Origin of the sequence: Sinorhizobium medicae, assembly GCF_007827695.1 — a bacterium.
Lineage (GTDB): Bacteria > Pseudomonadota > Alphaproteobacteria > Rhizobiales > Rhizobiaceae > Sinorhizobium > Sinorhizobium medicae.
Genome location: NZ_VITA01000004.1, coordinates 33,552 through 53,144, shown reverse-complemented (window position 1 = coordinate 53,144; position 19,593 = coordinate 33,552). Strand labels below are relative to the sequence as shown.

Sequence of the window (19,593 nt, the reverse complement as noted above, 5' to 3'; positions counted from 1 at the left end):
CGAAGGGCGCAGATCCGGCGGCGGGCAAACATGACCGGGACAACCCGGCACACCAACTTAAGTCAGGAGGCGGGCTGAGCCCGCGAGAGACCATGACAAGGCAAGAGGCCAACGAGCAATTTCAGCTCACATCCTTTCTGGACGGCGCCAATGCCGCCTATATCGAGCAGCTCTATGCGCGCTATGAAGCAGATCCCGGATCCGTTTCGGCCGAGTGGCAATCCTTCTTCAAGGCGCTTGCCGAGCGGCCCGAAGATGTGGTGAGAGCGGCCAAGGGCGCCTCCTGGAAGAAGCCGAACTGGCCGATCCCCGCCAATGGCGAACTCGTTTCGGCCCTCGACGGCGACTGGGGCACGGTCGAGAAGGTCATCGAAAAGAAGGTCAAGGCCAAGGCGGAGGAAGCCTCCGCCGCAACCGGCGTCCCGCTCAGCGAAGCCGAGGTGCATCAGTCGACGCGCGATTCCGTCCGCGCCATCATGATGATCCGCGCCTATCGCATGCGCGGCCACCTGCATGCCAAGCTCGACCCGCTCGGCCTGGCCGATCCCGTCGAGGATTACGACGAACTCTCCCCGAAGACCTACGGCTTCGAAGAGAAGGACTACGACCGCAAGATCTTCATCGACAACGTGCTCGGCCTCGAATATGCGACCGTGCGCGAGATGGTCGAGCTGCTCGAGCGGACCTATTGTTCGACGATCGGCGTCGAATTCATGCATATCTCCAACCCGGAAGAGAAGGGCTGGATACAGGAACGCATCGAAGGTCCGGACAAGGGCGTCGAATTCACCCCAGAGGGCAAGAAGGCGATCCTGCAGAAGCTCATCGAAGCGGAGGGCTTCGAGCAGTTCATCGACGTCAAGTACAAGGGCACCAAGCGTTTCGGCGTTGATGGCGGCGAATCCCTGATCCCCGCGCTCGAGCAGATCATCAAGCGCGGCGGCCAGCTCGGCCTGAAGGAGATCGTCCTGGGTATGGCGCATCGCGGCCGTCTCAACGTTCTCTCCCAGGTCATGGCCAAGCCGCACCGCGCCATCTTCCACGAGTTCAAGGGCGGGTCCTACACGCCCGACGATGTGGAAGGCTCCGGCGACGTCAAGTATCACCTCGGCGCTTCCTCCGACCGCGAATTCGACGGCAACAAGGTCCACCTGTCGCTGACCGCAAACCCGTCCCATCTCGAAATCGTCAATCCGGTCGTCATGGGCAAGGCGCGCGCCAAGCAGGATCAGATGGCGACCGTATTCGAAGGCGACATCATACCGCTGCGCGAACGCGTCAAGGTCATGCCGTTGATCCTGCACGGCGACGCGGCCTTTGCCGGCCAGGGTGTGGTCGCCGAGATTCTCGGCCTATCGGGCCTGCGCGGGCATCGTGTCGGCGGCACCGTCCACTTCATCATCAACAACCAGATCGGCTTCACCACGAACCCGGCCTTCTCCCGTTCCTCGCCCTATCCGTCCGACGTGGCGAAGATGATAGAAGCGCCCATCTTCCACGTGAACGGCGACGATCCGGAAGCGGTGGTCTATGCCGCCAAGGTCGCGACCGAATTCCGGATGAAGTTCCACAAGCCTGTCGTCATCGACATGTTCTGCTACCGGCGGTTCGGTCACAATGAGGGCGACGAGCCGGCCTTCACGCAGCCGAGGATGTACAAGGCCATCCGCTCGCACAAGACGGTCGTCCAGCTCTATTCGGACCGGCTGATTGCCGAGGGCCTGATCAGCGACGGCGAAGTCGAGAAGATGAAGGCCGACTGGCGCGCCCATCTCGAACAGGAATTCGAGGCCGGCCAGTCCTACAAGCCGAACAAGGCCGACTGGCTCGACGGTGCCTGGTCGGGTCTGCGCACGGCCGACAACCAGGATGAGCAGCGGCGCGGGCGGACCTCGGTCCCTATGAAGCAGCTGAAGGAAATCGGCCGTAAGCTTTCCGAAATCCCGGACGGCTTCAGCGCGCATCGCACCATCCAGCGCTTCATGGAGAACCGCGCCAACATGGTCCAGACCGGCGAGGGCATCGACTGGGCGATGGCGGAAGCGCTCGCCTTCGGTACGCTCGTGACGGAGGGCACCAAGATTCGCCTTTCCGGCCAGGATTGCGAGCGCGGCACCTTCTCGCAACGCCATTCGGTTCTCTACGATCAGGAGACCGAGGAGCGCTACATTCCGCTTGCCAACCTGGCACCGACGCAGGCTCGATACGAGGTCATCAACTCGATGCTCTCCGAAGAGGCAGTGCTCGGCTTCGAGTACGGCTATTCGCTCGCCCGCCCGAACGCGCTGACACTGTGGGAAGCCCAGTTCGGCGACTTCGCCAATGGCGCACAGGTGGTTTTCGACCAGTTCGTCTCGTCGGGCGAGCGCAAGTGGCTGCGCATGTCGGGTCTCGTCTGCCTGCTGCCGCACGGCTATGAGGGGCAGGGACCGGAGCATTCCTCCGCCCGCCTCGAGCGCTTCCTTCAGCTTTGCGCGGAAGACAACATGCAGGTCGCCAACGTTACGACCCCGGCGAACTACTTTCATATTCTGCGCCGGCAGGTAAAGCGCGACTTCCGCAAGCCGCTGATCCTGATGACTCCGAAGTCGCTTCTGCGTCACAAGAGGGCGGTCTCCAGCCTGTCGGAAATGGCCGGCGAGAGCTCGTTCCATCGTCTCCTTTGGGACGATGCAGAGGTCATCAAGGACGGGCCGATCAAGCTGCAGAAGGATTCGAAGATCCGCCGCGTGGTCCTGTGCTCGGGCAAGGTCTATTACGATCTGCTGGAAGAGCGCGAGAAGCGCGGGATAGACGACATCTACCTGCTGCGCGTCGAACAGCTCTATCCGTTCCCGGCAAAGGCGCTGATCAACGAACTCAGCCGCTTCCGCAATGCGGAGATGGTCTGGTGCCAGGAAGAGCCGAAGAACATGGGCGCCTGGTCGTTCATCGATCCCTATCTAGAATGGGTACTTGCCCATATCGATGCCAAGTACCAGCGGGTGCGCTATACCGGCCGTCCTGCCGCCGCTTCGCCGGCTACCGGCCTGATGTCCAAGCATCTGGCGCAGCTTGCCGCCTTCCTCGAGGACGCGCTGGGGGGCTGACGAAGCCCCTCACGGTCTGAAACAGAAATCTGATCAACGGACAAAAAACATGGCAACAGAAATCCGCGTTCCCACTCTCGGCGAATCCGTCAGTGAAGCGACCGTCGGCACCTGGTTCAAGAAGGTTGGCGATGCGATCAAGGCAGACGAGCCGATCGTCGAGCTTGAAACCGACAAGGTGACGATCGAAGTTCCTGCACCGGCAGCCGGCACGCTCAGCGAAATCGTTGCCCAGGCGGGCGAGACGGTCGGGCTAGGTGCCCTTCTCGGCCAGATTGCCGAAGGCGCGGGTGCAGCTGCCGCCGCTCCGGCTGCGGCCGAGAAAAAACCCGAACCGGTTGCGGCTGCTCCGGCTGCGGCCGCGCGGCCGCCCACTGCAGCCGCGCCGCAGACATCAACGTCGATGCCGCCGGCACCGGCAGCCGCCAAGCTCATTGCCGAAAACAGCCTTTCCGCCGATCAGATCGACGGCTCGGGTAAGCGCGGCCAGGTTCTGAAGGGCGACGTGCTCGCGGCCGTCGCCAAGGGCATTTCGGCCCCGGCTGCCGCCGAGCCGGCCCAGGTTCAGGCCCGCGCGCCGGCACCGGCTGAAGACGCGGCTCGCGAGGAGCGCGTCAAGATGACCCGCCTGCGCCAGACGATTGCCCGTCGCCTGAAGGACGCGCAGAACACGGCGGCGATGCTTACCACCTATAACGAGGTGGATATGAGCGCCGTCATGAGCCTGCGTTCAAAGTACAAGGACATCTTCGAGAAGAAGCACGGCGTGAAGCTCGGCTTCATGGGCTTCTTCACCAAGGCAGTGACCCACGCGCTGAAGGAACTGCCGGCTGTCAACGCCGAGATCGACGGCACCGAGATCATCTACAAGAATTTCTGCCATGTCGGCGTCGCGGTCGGCACCGACAAGGGTCTCGTCGTGCCGGTCGTGCGTGACGCCGACCAGATGTCGATCGCCGAAATCGAGAAGGAGATCGGCCGTCTCGGTAAGGCAGCGCGCGACGGCGCTCTGTCCATGGCCGACATGCAGGGCGGCACCTTCACCATCTCCAACGGCGGTGTGTACGGCTCACTGATGTCCTCGCCGATCCTCAATGCTCCGCAATCGGGCATCCTCGGCATGCACAAGATCCAGGACCGCCCGGTCGCGATCGGTGGTCAGGTCGTCATCCGGCCGATGATGTATCTGGCGCTGTCCTACGATCACCGTATCGTCGACGGCAAGGAAGCGGTGACCTTCCTCGTGCGCGTCAAGGAAAGCCTCGAGGATCCGGAACGCCTGGTACTCGATCTCTAAGGAATGGCGGGGGCCACGTGCCCCCGTTTCCATCTCCGCCGGTGCCCGTGCCGAGAACAGGCGTCCTACGGGCATCGACAGCCACGGAGTCAGAGGTTAGGTTTTCCGGGGCACGCTATGCGCGCATCCCGCACAGTTGGCATTGTAAGCACCGGTCGCAAACCATGATGAGCTATCTGATCGAACTCGCTTCACTAATGGCGATCTTCTCTTTCGCCATCGTTTCGCCCGGCGCCGACCTCGCAATGGTGCTGCGTCAGTCGTTGGTGCACGGCCGCCGATCGGCGATCATAACGTCCTTCGGCATCGGCGCGTCGCTGATGTTCCACGTGAGCTATACCATTCTCGGCCTCGGGCTGATCATTTCGCAGTCGATCTATCTCTTCAACATCGTGAAATGGTGCGGCGTAGCCTACCTGATCTATATCGGCATCAAGGCGCTCCGTGCCGGCCAGACGGAAATCGCAGTCGAGGAAACGATGGAATCCGGTGAAGCCCCCACGCAGCAGCCGGCGCTGAAGGCCTTCGGCCTCGGCTTTGCCGCCAATGCGCTCAACCCCAAAGCGGTCTTCTTCTTCCTCTCGATTTTCTCGACGGTCGTCAGCGCCCATACGCCGATAACCGTCAAATTCGGCTATGGACTTGTCATGGCGAGCGCGTTGATCCTCTGGTTCGTCGGCGTCAGCCTGTTCATGACGACGCCCCGCATGCGGGCGGCCTTCACCCGGGCAAGCAAATGGATCGACCGGGCGAGCGGCTTGGTCTTCATCGCCCTCGGACTGAAGCTGGCGACGGAAAAGGCTGCGTGATGATCCTCGGCCGCAACGTTCTCTTTGCTTCGATTGTGTTCTCGGCAGCACCGGCTGTTGCGGACGAGTGCATCCAGGCGCAGGCGGTCTACGCCGATCCGGCCGGGACCTACGAGCTGCGCTTCGAGCCTGTCGGATCGGAGGCAGCCGTCACCAGCAATCACTTCAAGGTCAAGGTCGGAGACACCGGGCTTTTGCTCGATGGCGTCGTGATGCAGTCGGGCGAACCGCTGCGAGCGAACGGGATCGTCATGAACGACTGCCCCACCGGCGATGTGACCGGCGCGGAACTGGCGGCCTGCACCGTGTGGCAGGGCCCGATCTATACGGTCGACAAGGCCGGCCGGATCGGACTGCTTCAGCCGGAGGACGCGCCCGCCGCCGACCAGATACTGCTCCCCGATTTCGGACCGTCGCTGCGCGAATCGAGCGCCTGGGGCGAGGGCAAGGGCAGCACCGACAGTTCCGATGTTTTCCGGTTCAAGGGATGTGGATCATGAGCAACGGACCTGTGCTTCTCGTCACCGGGGGCAGCCGCGGCATCGGCGCCGCGATTGCGCTTGCCGCGGCCAGCGAGGGTTGGAGGGTCGCGGTCAACTACGCGTCCAATCGCAACGCGGCCGAAGAGGTGGTCCGACGCATTTTGCAAGCTGGGGGCACAGCCGTTTCCGTCGAAGGCGACGTGGGCAGGGAAGAGGGGGTCAAGGCGATCTTTGCCGCCGTCGACTCCGTCTTCGGCCGTCTCGACGGTCTCGTCAACAATGCCGGCATTATCGGCCCGCCGCAGCGCGTGGACGAGATTTCGCCTGAGCGAATCGAGCGGCTTTTCCGCATCAATGTGACCGGCTCCATCCGTTGCGCCGCCGAGGCGGTGCTCCGGATGTCGACGCGTCACGGCGGGCGGGGGGGCTCGATCGTCAATCTCTCCTCCATCGCTGCCGTGCTTGGCGCGCCCGGGCAATATGTCGACTACGCAGCCACGAAGGGCGCGATCGACAGCTTCACCGTCGGACTGGCGCGTGAAACCGCCACCGAGGGCATACGCGTGAACGCGGTCCGGCCCGGCGTCATCGACACGGAAATCCATGCCTCCGGCGGGCTGCCCGACCGCGCCCGCGACCTCGCGCCAACGATCCCGATGCAGCGTCCCGGAACGGCCGGCGAGGTTGCCGACGCAATTCTCTATCTCCTGTCCGACAAGGCAACGTATGTCACGGGAACCATTCTCACGGTCAGCGGCGGGCGGTAGCCCTCCCACGACTGCCCTCCAAAGACCGTCCTCCCAAGAAGGATTATCAAATGGCCTATGATCTCATCGTTATCGGAAGCGGCCCCGGCGGCTATGTCTGCGCCATCAAGGCGGCGCAGCTGGGCATGAAGGTTGCCGTGGTCGAGAAGCGCAGCACCTATGGCGGTACCTGCCTGAATGTAGGCTGCATCCCCTCCAAGGCGCTGCTGCATGCTTCCGAAATGTTCCATGTCGCCGAGCACGGGCTTGACGCCCTGGGCGTCGAGGTCGCAACCCCGAAGCTCAACCTTCAGAAGATGATGGCGCACAAGGACGCGACCGTTAAGTCCAACGTCGACGGAGTCGCCTTCCTCTTCAAGAAGAACAAGATCGACGGATTTCAGGGCCTGGGCAAAGTCCTCGGCCAGGGCAAGGTTGCCGTTGCGAACGAGAAGGGCGAGGAGCAGGTGCTCGAGGCGAAGAATGTCGTTATCGCCACCGGTTCGGACGTCGCCGGCATTCCCGGGGTAGAGGTCCCTTTCGATGAAAAGATCATCGTCTCCTCGACCGGGGCGCTCGCGCTCGAAAAGGTCCCCGCGAGCATGATCGTCGTCGGCGGCGGCGTCATCGGTCTCGAGCTCGGCTCGGTCTGGGCGCGCCTCGGCGCCAAGGTGACGGTGGTCGAATATCTCGACACCATTCTCGGTGGCATGGACGGCGAAGTCGCCAAGCAGCTCCAGCGGATGCTGACGAAACAGGGCCTCGACTTCAAGCTCGGCGCAAAAGTCACCGGAGTGGTGAAGTCTGACGAGGGTGCGAAGGTCACCTTCGAGCCGGTGAAGGGCGGCGAGGCGACGACGCTCGATGCCGAAGTCGTGCTCATCGCTACCGGCCGCAAGCCCTCCACGGAAGGTTTGGGCCTCGCCAAGGCGGGCGTCGTTCTCGATCAGCGTGGCCGCGTCGAGATCGACCAGCACTTTCAGACGAGCATCACCGGCGTCTACGCGATCGGTGATGTCGTGCGCGGTCCGATGCTGGCCCACAAGGCCGAGGATGAAGGCATCGCCGTCGCGGAGATCATCGCCGGCCAGGCCGGCCACGTGAACTACGACGTCATCCCGGGTGTGGTCTATACCCAGCCCGAGGTTGCCTCCGTCGGCAGGACCGAGGAAGAGCTGAAGGCCGCAGGCGTTGCCTATAAGGTCGGAAAATTCCCCTTTACCGCCAACGGCCGCGCCCGCGCCATGCTGCAAACGGACGGTTTCGCGAAGATCCTGGCGGACAAGGAGACCGACCGCGTCCTTGGCGGCCACATCATCGGCTTCGGCGCCGGAGAGATGATTCACGAGATCGCCGTGCTGATGGAATTCGGCGGATCGTCCGAAGACCTCGGCCGCACCTGCCACGCCCATCCGACCATGTCGGAAGCGGTGAAGGAAGCGGCGCTTTCCACCTTCTTCAAGCCGATCCATATGTGACAAATGGCGCGGGGGCTGCGACAAGTGGCCCCTCGCTTCGTGCCGGCAACCGGCGCAATCATGAACCACTCACCGCAGACATGACCGCCTCCGATCGGCGGGAGCGGCGAAAGCGAAAGGGAAGCGTTCATGAGACCACGAAGCGTTGCCGCCGGCCTGCCGAACGCCTGGCTTCCCGGAGCCGACTGGTCGGACCGCCACGAACTTCTCGTCTTCGGCGAGCGAATGACGGCGGCGGAGGCGGCGAGAGCGCTTGGAAGCGCACCTGGCTGGGTGCGGAGTCTTCTCGCATTGCGCAACCGCTTCGCCTCTCTCATCGGTCTGAACGCAGCCGCGCCCCCCGCGCATTCCGGCCTGATCGGCACTTTTCCGCTGCTGCACAGCGACGATCGCGAAGCCGTCGTCGGCTATGACGACCGCCACCTGGATTTCCGCATCGTCGTGGATGTGCGCGAAGGGCCGGCCGATAGCCAGATCATCGGCATGACCACCCTGGTGCGCCGCAGGAATCTATTCGGCCGGCTCTATCTCGCTGCAGTCATGCCCTTCCACAAGGCGATCGTCCCAACATTACTGGCGGGGGTGAACGACCGGTCGCGAGCGCCGGTCATTCCTCCCGCGTAACCTTAAAACCCTCTTGCCGCAGAAGTTCGACCAGGCCTTCCTTGCCCGGAAGATGCAGCGCGCCCACGGCCATGAAGGCGCCGCCGTCCCTCAGGATAGGTCCGGCACGGTCCGCCATGATCCTGTTGCGGTCGACGACGATCCTTTGCTCGAATTCGGCATAGCCGGCATCATTAGGCGAAAGCCCGGCGGAGACCAGTTTCATCATGGGCATGATGGTGCCCGTCTCGCCGGAAAGATAGAGATCGGTGGTCGTCGTGAACACGTCGTCGATCGTCTTGCCGAGAGCGAGCGTTTCGATCAATGCCTTCAAGTGCAGTTCGACCGGCAGAGAATCCATTGCCGCAAGCTGTTCGACCAGCGTTTCGAGCCCCTTGAGCGTCTTGCCCTCCCTCACCGCGTCCTCGGCGAGCTTCTTATCGAGGAAGGAGGCGCCGGCCGCCTTGCGTGAGAATTCGCAGGCCGGCAGGGCCACGAAGCTGGCGATCATCCAGGGCTTCATCCTGGTGACGAGGGGCAGGGGGATGCCGCGAGCCTTCAGTCCGCCTTCGAGAAGGGCGAGGTCCTCCGGCTTCAGGAAGTCGTTGATCGTCTTGTCGCCGGTGAACATGGTCAGATCGGGCCGCATCATGATCGCGGCGGTCGCCCGGTTCTGATCGATAATCTCGTCGGATTCCACGATGACGGTCCGCGCTTTTGCGAAGGCTTGCGCCGCCCCGCCAGGCATCGCCAGCACGCGCGGGTCGCTGACATGCATGGTGCCGAGCAGAAAGGAGGGCGCCCGTCCCTGGCCTTGAGCGGCGGGATCTTCGATTCGCCAGAGCAGGCCCTTTCCGTTGGGTATCGCCGCCGCTTCCGCACGCAAAGCCGCCAGACGGGCAGGATCAGAATTTTCGAGTCCGGTCAAAATATTGCTGCCGACGCAATCCGTCTCATCCGCCCGAGCCTCCGAGACATAGAGCAGGGCGGCAAGGAGGCTCGCGGCCATCAGTATGTGGAACGATGCCGTGAGCCACAACAGGCAGTCGGTCGCCTTGGCCGCGAGATCGCGGACGGGTCTGGTGAAGGTGATCATGGATGCCCCCGCATTTGCTGGAACCTACACCCCCTCGGTCACGGGTTCCTTAACGCACTTGGTTAACGGCCAAGCGCGTCGGATTTTAGGCGCGCGGATGAGCGCGGTCGTAGATCTCCAGGAGCCGCGCCGAATCGACTCCGGTATAGACCTGCGTCGTCGAAAGGCTGGCATGGCCCAGCAGCTCCTGTATCGTGCGCAGATCCCCGCCGCCCGCAAGAAGATGGGTCGCGAAAGAGTGGCGAAGCGCGTGCGGCGTCGCCGAATCCGGCAGGCCGAGTGCGGAGCGCAGCTTCTGCATTTCGCGCTGTATGATCGCCGGCTGAAGTTTCGCGCCGCGGGCGCCGCGAAAAATCGGTTCTCCAGCCTCGATGTGGTAAGGACAAAGCTTCCGGTAGGTCGTCACCGCTTCCGCGGCGGCTGCGATCAGAGGCACGATCCGTGTCTTGCCGCCCTTTCCGGTGACCCGCAAGGACCTGGCCGTTTCGGTGAAGTCGGCGGGCGTCAGGTCCAGTGCCTCCGCTATGCGCAGGCCGCAGCCATAAAGCAGGGTCAGAACCGCGGCATTGCGAGCGGCGATCCACGGCTCCTCCGCCAATTGCGAGTCGGTGGTTACGACTTTCAGCGCATCGCGGTCGGTCAGAGGCTTGGGGAGCGACTTTGGCTGCTTCGGTGAACGCACCGCCCCCGCGCCGGCCGCATTGGCCAATCCGTTTTTCTCGAGATAGCGCAGGAAGGAACGCAGACCCGCCAAGCCACGGCCGAGGGTGCGCGCGCCAGCGCCGCCTTTGCGGCGCTGTGCCAGAAAGCCGCGCAAATCCGCGGGGCGCAGGGCGCGAATGTCCGAGAGCCTCGGCGGCCCAGCCAGGTGACCGGTGAGGAAGGTCAGAAATTGGCGCGTGTCGCGCTCATAGGCCTCGACCGTCTTTCCTGAAAGCCGGCGCTCCTCGGCAAGGCTCGCGAGCCAGCGCTTCCGTTCCGCCATCACTTCCGGATGGCCTATGATAAGGAGTTCGTTCATCAACATCGGCCCGACGCGCGATCAGCGGGACGGAGCTTGGCGGATCCAGGCTCCTGCTTGCTGCACTTGTTTCAGCTTCCGAGGATGCCATCGGCGTCTTATGTTTTTGCTAACATGCTGAAGTTTGCTGCGGCGGCCCCTTGGAATTTGTCATTGTTCGATCATATTGAACTGCAATGTTCGGGCAGCAACAGCGGATGGGATAATGTCGAGACGTGATTCGGCGAGCGCTCTGGCGCATTTTGCAGAGGCGGTTGCGCTGGTCTCGCAAGGGCGTCCGGGCCATATTGTCGATACGCTGATCGCGGAGCGCGGACAGAAGATCGTTCGGCACCCACTTTGGCCCGTCATGCGGCCCCTTCTCTACACGCTTCTCAACTACCGCAAGGCGATAGAATTCGCCAATGCCGTTGCCAATATGCCTGGTTTCCAGGCCTTCGAACATCTGAGCTCGCTTCTTGCTCTCGAGATCCGCGCCGACAGGCCGGAGCGTATTCCCGAGAAGGGCGGCTTCCTGCTCGTCAGCAATCATCCGACGGGCATTGCCGACGGCATCGCCGTGTTCGATCTCCTGAAGAGCCGGCGGCCGGACATGATGTTCTTCGCGAATCGCGACGCGATCCGCGTCAATCCGCGCTTCGTGGAAATGGTCATCCCGGTCGAATGGCGGGAGGAGCACAAGTCTAAGCTCAAGGCGCGCGAGACGCTTCAGGTCACCAATCGGGCCATTGAGGAGGGCAAGGCAACCGTGCTCTTCCCTTCCGGCCGCATAGCATACTGGGCCGAGGGACGACTGAACGAGCGCCCGTGGAAAAGCTCCGCGGTCGGCTTCGCACGCAAATACGGCCTGCCGATCCTGCCGGTGCATATGAGCGCGCGCAATTCCGGCCTCTTCTACTGGTTTGCGAAGTGGTCGACGGAGCTGCGCGACATGACGGTGTTTCACGAGCTCCTGAACAAGAAGGGCGACCGCTTCGATTTCCGGATAGGCAATCTTATTCCGGCGGACGCGCTCGACGGCGATCCGATGGAAGTAACCCGGGCACTTGAGCGGCATACGGTTCAAGCTCTGGCCGCCGACAGCGACGCGGCGTTCGAGCCGTCTGTCCGGACAGGGTAGGTTCACACGGCGGCGTTTTGCGCGCCCGCAGTTCATTTCGCCAGGCGGATCAGTTAATTCTCTTTCATGTTGCTTCGCTCGATGTTCGCCGAGAACTACCGGTCGCTGCGCTCGATCCGTATGGACCTGGCCGGCGTCAACCTGTTCATCGGAGAGAATGGTGTCGGGAAGTCCAACCTCTATCGTGGCCTGCAGCTGGTTCAGGCGGCCGTGCGAGGTCACTTCGCCCGGGAGATCGCCGAGGAAGGCGGCATGGCCTCTGCCATCTGGAGCGGCTCGCGCCGTGCCGGCAAGCCGGCCCGCATCCGTCTGGATGCCGAGCTCATGGACGAGGAGCGGGCCATCACGTTCCGCTACCGTATCGAGGCGGGTTTTCGGCCACCGAAAGCAGCAGCTGGTTTCGCCTACGAGCCGGAGGTCAAGGAGGAGGAACTCACCGTCGAGACCGGCCGGCGACCGGTGACGGTGATGAAGCGAGCCGGCCCCGGTATCCTCGTGCGCGGCGAGCGCGGGCGGATGGCGGACTATCCGGAACAGGCGATGACGTCGGAGACGGCTATTTCGTTGCTTGGCGACGCCGGCCACTATCCGGAGATCGGGAGTTTCCGCAGGGCGGTCGATCAATGGCGCTTCTTTCACGGTTTTCGCACCGACCGCGACTCGCCATTGCGTATGCCCTGTCTCGCGATCACCGCGCCACTGCTGGACGAGAGTGGTTTCAACATGGCCGCGGTTTTCGCAACGCTCCGGCACACGAGACAGGATACTGTCGATCTCGATCGGGCGATCGCGGACGCTTTCGCAGGCGCCTATCTGGACGTTCCCGAACCCGGCCAGTTTGCAGAATTCTCGCTCGTCCTGCCGGAATTTCCGCGACGGCCGTTTTCGCCGCGCGAGCTTTCGGACGGGCAGATGCGGTTTCTGGCGCTGGCGGCTGCGCTCTTATCCTATCGCCGCCCGCGATTTATTGCGCTGAACGAGCCGGAGACAAGCCTTCATCCCGATATGCTTCCGGCGTTGGCCGCTATGATCGCGAGCGCCGCGCGCGAGAGCCAGATCTGGATCGTCACCCATTCCGAGCTATTGGCAGCGGAAGTGCACCGCCGCTGTGGGGTGCGCCCGCGTCGCGTCATTCGCCGGGAAGGCGCCACGTGGATCGACGGTATGCGGCAAACTGGCCTTATGGCAGATGAGGGCGACCAAGAAAGCTCCTGATGCTCGAGCCGGTGACTGCAGGCAAGAACATCAGGTTGATAGCGCCGAATCATTCATTCGTCAGAACAGCTTGCGCAAATTCAAATGGCCGCCAAATTGATCATACTCGTAGAGTGGGACGTTGCTGGTGCGCTTCTCATAAAAGACGCTCACCTCGGGGCGGATCCCATTCCACTCAAAACGGTCGCTTGAGATCATTATCTCCGGCCTTGTCGTCGTATCTCGACGATGGCTGGCCCAGAAAGTGCCATGTTCGGCGAAATTCGTTTTCTTCCAGCTTATTTGCGGCGTCAACTGTATATCGGCGATGCGGAAATTAAATCCGAAGTCGATCTTTGTGGAAACGAAGCTATAGTGATCATTCCGACTTCTGAGCGTTTCTGCTGAAATTTTCCCGAACACCGTGGCATCAGGCTGGAATGTCCAGTCTCCGAAAACATACGCCCTGTAGAACGGCCCGGAGACATCCTTCTCCTGCGCAAACATGTATCCCGCCTGGCCGCCAAGACCGACACCCATCGTATCGGATAGTCGGAACCGCTTCCAGGATTCGGCGGTGGGCAGCACATATGAACTATCTAGAGAGAGCCCGGTGTCGACGCTTGCCTGGATAAAGAGACCGGGTATTGCGGCGACTTGCTTGGTGGCCGCAAGCCGAAAATACCCCGCTCGCAGATCATCCTCCTCGAAAAGTCGCGCCGATGTATGAAACTTTGTGATGTAGCCGTTCTGCCAGAGTTTTTCCGCGGAGAACCACGGCTCGATACCGTAGGAGATCTCCTTCTGTGCCGGCGGCTGATACTCGAGCGGGATGCCGTTGAAATAGATCGTGCCGCCCTCGCCGACCTTGGACGGATTGCTGTCGGTGACGATCCTGGCCCCGTAACGGATGCGAAGCACACGCAACTCCGCCTCTTCGATATAGGGAAGAATGTTGCGGCGAACCTTTTGCGGCGTTTCCTTGTCCAGATAAACCTCGCGAAACAGCGCAAGCGCACCGGCGTTGTCGCCCATGCGCAGGAGCAGCCGCGCCAGTTCAAGCCTGATGCGCGGGGCGTCGGTCTCCGACAGAAGCAACCGGAGGCCCTCTATGGCGCTATCCACCCGGCCCGTGCCGGCGTCGGTCATCGCGCTTGAAACCGGCGTCGATCTCGGCAGGCGTGGCGGCAACCGAAGCCGTCGCCACGCCTGCTAGAAGGAGGCCCGCCATGAAGACCGTGCGACCCATTACTGTTTGACGGCCCCGTACCCGCCAACCATCGTCGCGCCGCCGCCCTTCAGATCGAAGGTGCCGCCAACTTCCTGGGCCTTCGATCCATAGAAGTGACCGTTCGCCGTGCCGGTCATCCCTTGGTCGGCCGTTGCGATGTTACCGGAAAGGCCGCCCGCTTCGATAGCGAGGTCACCGGCCTTGCCGACGGTATTCCTCGCCCACTGAAACACGCGGAACTGCAAAATGCATTGTGGCAGAACATTGCCGATGGTTTGAGCCGTCAAGGCGAATTGCGCAGTGGGATTCTTCTTGATGATGGCCTGGCTGTGATTGTACCCGGCGGTAGTGACCGCCCCACGCGCCTCATCGTCCTCCGCGATTCTGCGTTATTCGATGCGGTCGGTAAGCTTGCTTCCGATGAGCCACTCTTTGCTTCAGAGCGGCGGCTGTTGAAGCAACTGATTTGTGGCTTCAACCTTGCCGCGGCCGCGGCTCTCGACGGGGTAAGTCACGAAACGAAGCGCTCCCAGTTCAAGTCGCTCGCTCGCAAGCTTGGCGGCGGTTCACAGGCGGAGATCGCCAGCAGAGCCCTGTCGCGTGTCTTCCTGGAAATCGCGTCGGTGTCCCGCCCCGGCGTGCCCCACGACGATTACTTCGACGATCTCCTGCGGGAGTTCGCGCCCGGAGCGCGAACCTTGCGCCTGCGTTGTCGATCCGGAAAAAGCCACCGCTTCGTGGACGTGGGCCCGGTGGACGGGCGGCCCGCCGTAATGCTGCATCCAATGATCCTTCCGGACCTCAGGGAAGGAGATATCGAGGCGCTCAAAACTCTCTCCACGCGCCTGATAATACCCTTGCGCCACGGCGCGATGTCGCGAGAAACAGCCGCTTTGAATGTCTCCGCCCATCTCGATCACGCCTGCGAAGGGATCGATCTCGCGCGAAAGCATTTTTGCGGCGACCTGGTCGATATCATGGCTTGCATAAGCGGAACGGCTTACGGGCTGGAATATGCTCGCCGTCACCCTGATCGGGTGTCTTCCCTTGCCTTGGTTGGAGCAACGGTGAAGCCGACCACGTCACGAACTACAGCCGGGCGACTTCGATCCGGCTTGTTCACCGTCTCGATGCACCAATGGCACCTTTACTCTCGCCTGATGGATTTTTATGGACGGCGAATTCGTCGTCCGGAGACGCTAAAGCATCTGCTTCTAAGCGTCTATCGCCCCAATATGGCTGATTTGGCGATCATCGACGCCGAATATGGAGTGCCTTTCGGCGGCGAGAGGATGCGAAAGTTCTTTGCCTCCTCGGTGCAGTCGATAAAGCACGATTTTTATCACCAGGCTTTGCCTGACTGGAGCGGATTTCCCGTGCCAGGCTGCCGTGCCGTTTTTCTCCACGGGGCGCAGGATTTCATCCATTCCGTCACAGAGAGACGCAAACTGGCACAGTCGCTCGGGGGCGTGCCGGTCTTGTCGCTGCCAAACGCCGGGCAACTGCTTTACCATAGTCATTTCGAACCGACGATTCGCCTCTACCGCGGCTTTCTCGATTGCCGTTCCTCCGAAAGCTGAGAGAGTCACCCCGTACAGACGAAAAAGCCCCGCATTGCTGCGAGGCCCTTAAAAATCTGCCCAATGCCGTAGGATCAGGCGATCTTCTGGCCTGTCTTGGCCCAGTCGGCGAGGAACGTTTCGAGACCCTTGTCGGTCAGCGGGTGCTTGACCAGCGCCTTCAGCGTCGCCGGCGGCGCGGTGACGACGTCGGCGCCGATGAGCGCGGCTTCCTTGACGTGGTTGACCGTGCGCACCGAGGCGGCGAGGATCTCGGTCTCGTAGCCGTAATTGTCGTAGATGTGGCGGATCTCGCGGATCAGATCCATGCCGTCGACGGCGATGTCGTCGAGGCGGCCGATGAAGGGCGAAACGAATGTCGCACCGGCCTTGGCGGCGAGCAGGGCCTGGTTGGCCGAGAAGCAAAGCGTCACGTTGGTCTGGTGACCGTCCGAGGTCAGCGCCTTGCAGGCCTTGAGGCCGTCGAGCGTCAGCGGCAGCTTGATGCAAATGTTGTCGGCGATCTTCGAAAGTGCGGCCGCTTCCTTCATCATCGCACTGTATTCGGTAGCGGTGACCTCGGCGGAAACCGGTCCCTCGACGATCGAGCAGATTTCCTTGGTGACCTCGACGATGTCGCGGCCGGCCTTCAGGATCAATGACGGATTGGTGGTGACGCCGTCGAGCAGGCCGAGGTCGTTCAGCTCCCGGATGTCCTTCACATCGGCGGTATCAACGAAAAATTTCATCGGAGTCTTCCTTTGGCACTCAGCCGTTTCGGGCGCATCTCCGCAGCAGGAAATTCCTTGGCGGGTATCGCGCGCGTTGAAACTCGGTTGGAACCGTGACAAACCCTGCTTTCTGCAAGGCAGCGGTTCGCTGCGAGTTTTCTTTAACTGAAAGCGGTGGCAAGGTCACGGCAAAATGACTCTTGATTCAACCGATCTATTCGGCCCCGTACTGGACCGCCGCGTGGTGCCCGTCCTCGTGCCCATGCCGGCGCCGAGGGCCTATTCCTACGCGGTGCCGGAGGGCATGGCGGTCGAGCCGGGGTCGATCGTCCAAGTGCCGCTCGGCCCCCGTTTCGTCGTCGGCGTCGTCTGGGACGGCGAAGACGACGGCGGCGTCGACCCGAAGAAGCTGAGGGCGATCGAAAAGGTCTTCGATTGCCCGCCGCTCAGCCCCGAGATGCGCGCCTTTCTCGATTGGGTTGCTGCCTACACGCTGACGCCGCCAGGCCTCGTCGCCCGCATGGCCCTGCGGGCGCCTGCGGCTTTCGATCCGGAGCCGATGGTGGAAGCGCTGCGGCTGACCGACATGAGGCCCGAGCGTATGACGACGGCGCGCGAGCGCGTCCTTGCCAGAGCGAGCGACGGACTATCCTGGACCCGCTCGGGGCTCGCGCATGCCGCCGGGGTTTCGTCCAGCGTCATCGACGGGCTGGCGTCGCAGGGCGTGTTCGAAACCGTCTTCATGCCGCCGCCACCCGTCGTCGCGCTACCGGATCCAGCCTTCGCCGCGCCCCGCCTCGAAGGACCGCAAAGGCAGGCGGCTGTCGACCTGCTGGCGGCCGTCGAGGAGCGGAAGTTCTCGGTTTCGCTGATCGACGGCATTACCGGCTCCGGCAAGACGGAGGTGTATTTCGAGGCGATCGCGGCCACGCTGCGCGCCGGCAGACAGGTCCTGATCCTGCTGCCGGAGATCGCGCTTACCGCAAGCTTTCTCGAACGCTTCCAGGACCGTTTCGGCGCCAAGCCGGCGGAGTGGCACTCCGATCTCGCGCCGCGCACGCGGGAGAAGGTCTGGCGGCAGGTGACGACCGGTCAGGTGCGCGTCGTCGCCGGCGCCCGCTCGGCGTTGTTCCTGCCCTTCGAAGAACTCGGGCTCATCATCGTCGACGAAGAGCACGACCCCGCATACAAGCAGGAGGACCGCGTTTTCTACAACGCGCGCGACATGGCTGTCGTGCGCGGGCGCATCGGCAATTTTCCGGTTGTACTCGTCTCCGCCACGCCTTCCGTCGAGAGCCGGGTAAACGGTGAGATGGGCCGTTACCGGCCGATCCATCTGCCGACCCGTTACGGCGATGCGGCGCTGCCGGATCTCGGCATAGTCGACATGCGCCGTCATCCGCCGGAACGCGGCGGCTTCCTCTCGCCGGTGCTCGTGAACCATATCGGCAAGACGATCGGCCGCAGCCAGCAGGCGCTCCTCTTTCTCAATCGGCGCGGCTACGCACCGCTGACGCTCTGCCGTGTCTGCGGCCATCGTTTCCAGTGCCCGGACTGCTCGAGCTGGCTCGTCGAGCACCGCTTCCGCGGCCAGATCCAGTGCCATCATTGCGGCTACTCGGAGAGAACCCCTGAAGCCTGTCCGGAATGCGGCACGCTCGACCATCTCGTTGCCTGCGGCCCCGGCGTCGAGCGCATTGCCGAAGAGGTCGAACGGCACTTTCCGGACGCGCGCACCATCGTGCTTTCCTCCGACCTGATGGGGGTCAAGCGGCTGCGGCTGGAGCTCGAGGCGATCGCTCGCGGCGAGGCGGACATCGTCATCGGCACGCAGCTCGTTGCCAAAGGGCACAACTTCCCGAATATGACGCTGGTCGGCATCGTCGATGCGGATCTGGGGCTTGCCAATGGCGACCCGCGCGCGGCCGAACGGACATTTCAGCTGCTTTCTCAGGTGACTGGCCGCGCCGGCCGGACGGGCCTCAAGAGCCTCGGCCTTCTGCAGACCTATCAGCCGCAGCATCCGGTCATGCAGGCGATCGTGTCGGGCGATTCCGATGCTTTCTACCAGCGCGAAATCCATGAGCGGGAAAGGGCGGCGCTGCCTCCGTTCGGCCGGCTCGCCTCGATCATCGTTTCCGCCGACAGCCGCGGCGATGCCGAGGGCCATGCCCGCGGATTGCGCAACGCGGCGCCGCGCGTCGACGGCATCGCGATCCTCGGACCGGCGGAAGCACCGCTCGCGCTCATCCGCGGCCGGCATCGCTTCCGGCTGCTCGTCCACGGGCGGCGCAACAGCGACATGCAGACTTTCGTCCGGGCGATGATCGCGGCCGGCCCCAAGGAGCGCGGATCGATCAGCGTCCAACTCGACATCGATCCGCAGAGTTTCCTGTGATCACCGTCCTCCTTCGTCCTTCAACCGATTCACATCCGGGAGGACATAGGCTAGACCACTCCCACGCACTGCGCCGACTCGGCGCGGGGCGATGACCCACGGCATCAACAGGCGGGACGGCGATGGAGTTCTACATACCGACGGAAACCGGGGAGTTGCTTGCCTTTTGTGCTGCCGCGCTCGCGGCGCTGATCGGGCTCGTCATGCTCTTTGCGCCGCGCCTGACCTTTCGAGCCGCCGGAATCGGGATCGCCGAGGGCAGACGGGGAGGCCTCGCGGAGGCGCGTTCGACCATGGGCGGCATGCATCTCGGGCTGGGGCTCGGGGCCATCCTGCTTGCGCAGCCCATGGTCTATCTCGCGGTTGGTGCGGCTTTCGCGCTCGCGACGTTCGGTCGCATCCTGTCCATCATGAGCGACAACGGCGCGACCCTTTTCAACTGGCTCGCACTCCTTATCCAGGCGGCACTTGCGATCCTGCCGCTTGCCTATGTTTTCGGCCTGATCTGATCGCCGGCAAGGACTGCGACACTATTTACGGCAAAATTCGGCCTAACCGGCCGGGTAATCCCGCATTCCTGCCCTTGGCGTGTTGCGAGTCCAAACATCCTATGCTAGACGAACCGCGAACTGCGGGGGAAGTGGGTCGCTAGGCCTCGATATCCTGCGAGTTGTTGCAGCAAATTCAAGAGGTTAGGTCTTAGGTTCGCCGGGTCTGACATTCCTGGATGATTTTGAGA

17 protein-coding genes are annotated in these 19,593 nt (G+C 62.8%); 12 read left to right on the top strand and 5 right to left on the bottom strand.

What is annotated here, in order from left to right:
* Positions 1-92 precede the first annotated feature (92 nt).
* From FB009_RS07925 to FB009_RS07895, 7 genes are all read left to right on the top strand, one after another.
* Positions 93-3,089 carry a 2-oxoglutarate dehydrogenase E1 component gene (locus FB009_RS07925; RefSeq protein ID WP_012067152.1) on the top strand — a complete coding sequence of 999 codons (2,997 nt, stop codon included), beginning with the start codon at positions 93-95 and terminating at the stop codon, positions 3,087-3,089.
* Positions 3,090-3,138: 49 nt separating this feature from the next.
* Positions 3,139-4,386, top strand: a complete 1,248-nt coding sequence (gene odhB, locus FB009_RS07920; RefSeq protein ID WP_028054302.1) for a 2-oxoglutarate dehydrogenase complex dihydrolipoyllysine-residue succinyltransferase — start codon at positions 3,139-3,141, stop codon at positions 4,384-4,386.
* A gap of 164 nt (positions 4,387-4,550) precedes the next feature.
* Entirely contained in the window at positions 4,551-5,195 is a 645-nt protein-coding gene (locus FB009_RS07915; RefSeq protein ID WP_012067150.1) for a LysE family transporter, read from the top strand.
* The gene (locus FB009_RS07910) at positions 5,195-5,695 is read left to right on the top strand and encodes a hypothetical protein (RefSeq protein WP_012067149.1); all 501 of its coding nucleotides are present in this window, start codon (positions 5,195-5,197) and stop codon (positions 5,693-5,695) included. The genes FB009_RS07915 and FB009_RS07910 overlap by 1 nt, the downstream gene beginning before the upstream one ends.
* Positions 5,692-6,444, top strand: a complete 753-nt coding sequence (locus FB009_RS07905) for an SDR family oxidoreductase (RefSeq protein WP_012067148.1) — start codon at positions 5,692-5,694, stop codon at positions 6,442-6,444. Before FB009_RS07910 ends, FB009_RS07905 begins: the two co-directional genes overlap by 4 nt.
* Positions 6,445-6,494: 50 nt before the next feature.
* Positions 6,495-7,901, top strand: coding sequence for a dihydrolipoyl dehydrogenase (gene lpdA, locus FB009_RS07900; RefSeq protein ID WP_012067147.1), 1,407 nt, complete (start codon positions 6,495-6,497; stop codon positions 7,899-7,901).
* A 129-nt stretch (positions 7,902-8,030) separates the two neighbouring features.
* The gene (locus FB009_RS07895; protein ID WP_012067146.1) at positions 8,031-8,525 is read left to right on the top strand and encodes a DUF2867 domain-containing protein; all 495 of its coding nucleotides are present in this window, start codon (positions 8,031-8,033) and stop codon (positions 8,523-8,525) included.
* Here FB009_RS07895 and FB009_RS07890 read toward each other — a convergent pair.
* Positions 8,509-9,600, bottom strand: a complete 1,092-nt coding sequence (locus FB009_RS07890) for a TraB/GumN family protein (RefSeq protein ID WP_012067145.1) — start codon at positions 9,598-9,600, stop codon at positions 8,509-8,511. The two genes, FB009_RS07895 and FB009_RS07890, sit on opposite strands and share 17 nt — an antisense overlap.
* Positions 9,601-9,685: 85 nt before the next feature.
* Positions 9,686-10,621: a tyrosine recombinase XerC gene (locus FB009_RS07885; RefSeq protein WP_024310850.1), complete on the bottom strand. Its 936-nt coding sequence runs from the start codon at positions 10,619-10,621 to the stop codon at positions 9,686-9,688.
* Positions 10,622-10,826: 205 nt separating this feature from the next.
* Between FB009_RS07885 and FB009_RS07880 the strand changes: the two genes are divergently transcribed.
* On the top strand, positions 10,827-11,741 hold the full coding sequence (locus tag FB009_RS07880) for a GNAT family N-acetyltransferase (protein WP_012067143.1): 915 nt from the start codon (positions 10,827-10,829) through the stop codon (positions 11,739-11,741).
* Between the two features lie 66 nt (positions 11,742-11,807).
* Positions 11,808-12,956 (top strand): AAA family ATPase, encoded by a 1,149-nt coding sequence (locus FB009_RS07875; protein ID WP_018209313.1) that lies wholly within the window; start codon positions 11,808-11,810, stop codon positions 12,954-12,956.
* Between the two features lie 60 nt (positions 12,957-13,016).
* On the opposite strand, the gene FB009_RS07870 is transcribed toward FB009_RS07875, so the two are convergent.
* Complete coding sequence (locus FB009_RS07870) at positions 13,017-13,970, bottom strand: surface lipoprotein assembly modifier (protein ID WP_234710101.1); 954 nt, start codon at positions 13,968-13,970, stop codon at positions 13,017-13,019.
* 213 nt (positions 13,971-14,183) lie between these two features.
* Positions 14,184-14,399: a transferrin-binding protein-like solute binding protein gene (locus FB009_RS33115; protein WP_234705059.1), complete on the bottom strand. Its 216-nt coding sequence runs from the start codon at positions 14,397-14,399 to the stop codon at positions 14,184-14,186.
* On the opposite strand from FB009_RS33115, the gene FB009_RS07860 reads away from it, so the two are divergent.
* Positions 14,307-15,746: an alpha/beta hydrolase gene (locus FB009_RS07860; protein WP_024310849.1), complete on the top strand. Its 1,440-nt coding sequence runs from the start codon at positions 14,307-14,309 to the stop codon at positions 15,744-15,746. The genes FB009_RS33115 and FB009_RS07860 overlap by 93 nt on opposite strands.
* 74 nt (positions 15,747-15,820) lie before the next feature.
* On the opposite strand, the gene fsa is transcribed toward FB009_RS07860, so the two are convergent.
* Positions 15,821-16,474 (bottom strand): fructose-6-phosphate aldolase, encoded by a 654-nt coding sequence (fsa, locus tag FB009_RS07855; RefSeq protein WP_012067139.1) that lies wholly within the window; start codon positions 16,472-16,474, stop codon positions 15,821-15,823.
* A gap of 175 nt (positions 16,475-16,649) precedes the next feature.
* Here fsa and FB009_RS07850 point away from each other — a divergent pair, with 175 nt between their 5' ends.
* Both FB009_RS07850 and FB009_RS07845 read left to right on the top strand, forming a co-directional pair.
* Positions 16,650-18,854: a primosomal protein N' gene (locus FB009_RS07850; RefSeq protein ID WP_012067138.1), complete on the top strand. Its 2,205-nt coding sequence runs from the start codon at positions 16,650-16,652 to the stop codon at positions 18,852-18,854.
* 122 nt (positions 18,855-18,976) lie between these two features.
* A complete protein-coding gene (locus FB009_RS07845) occupies positions 18,977-19,363 on the top strand; it encodes an AGROH133_08824 family phage infection protein (protein WP_012067137.1) in 387 nt (128 codons plus the stop codon).
* Positions 19,364-19,593 lie beyond the last annotated feature (230 nt).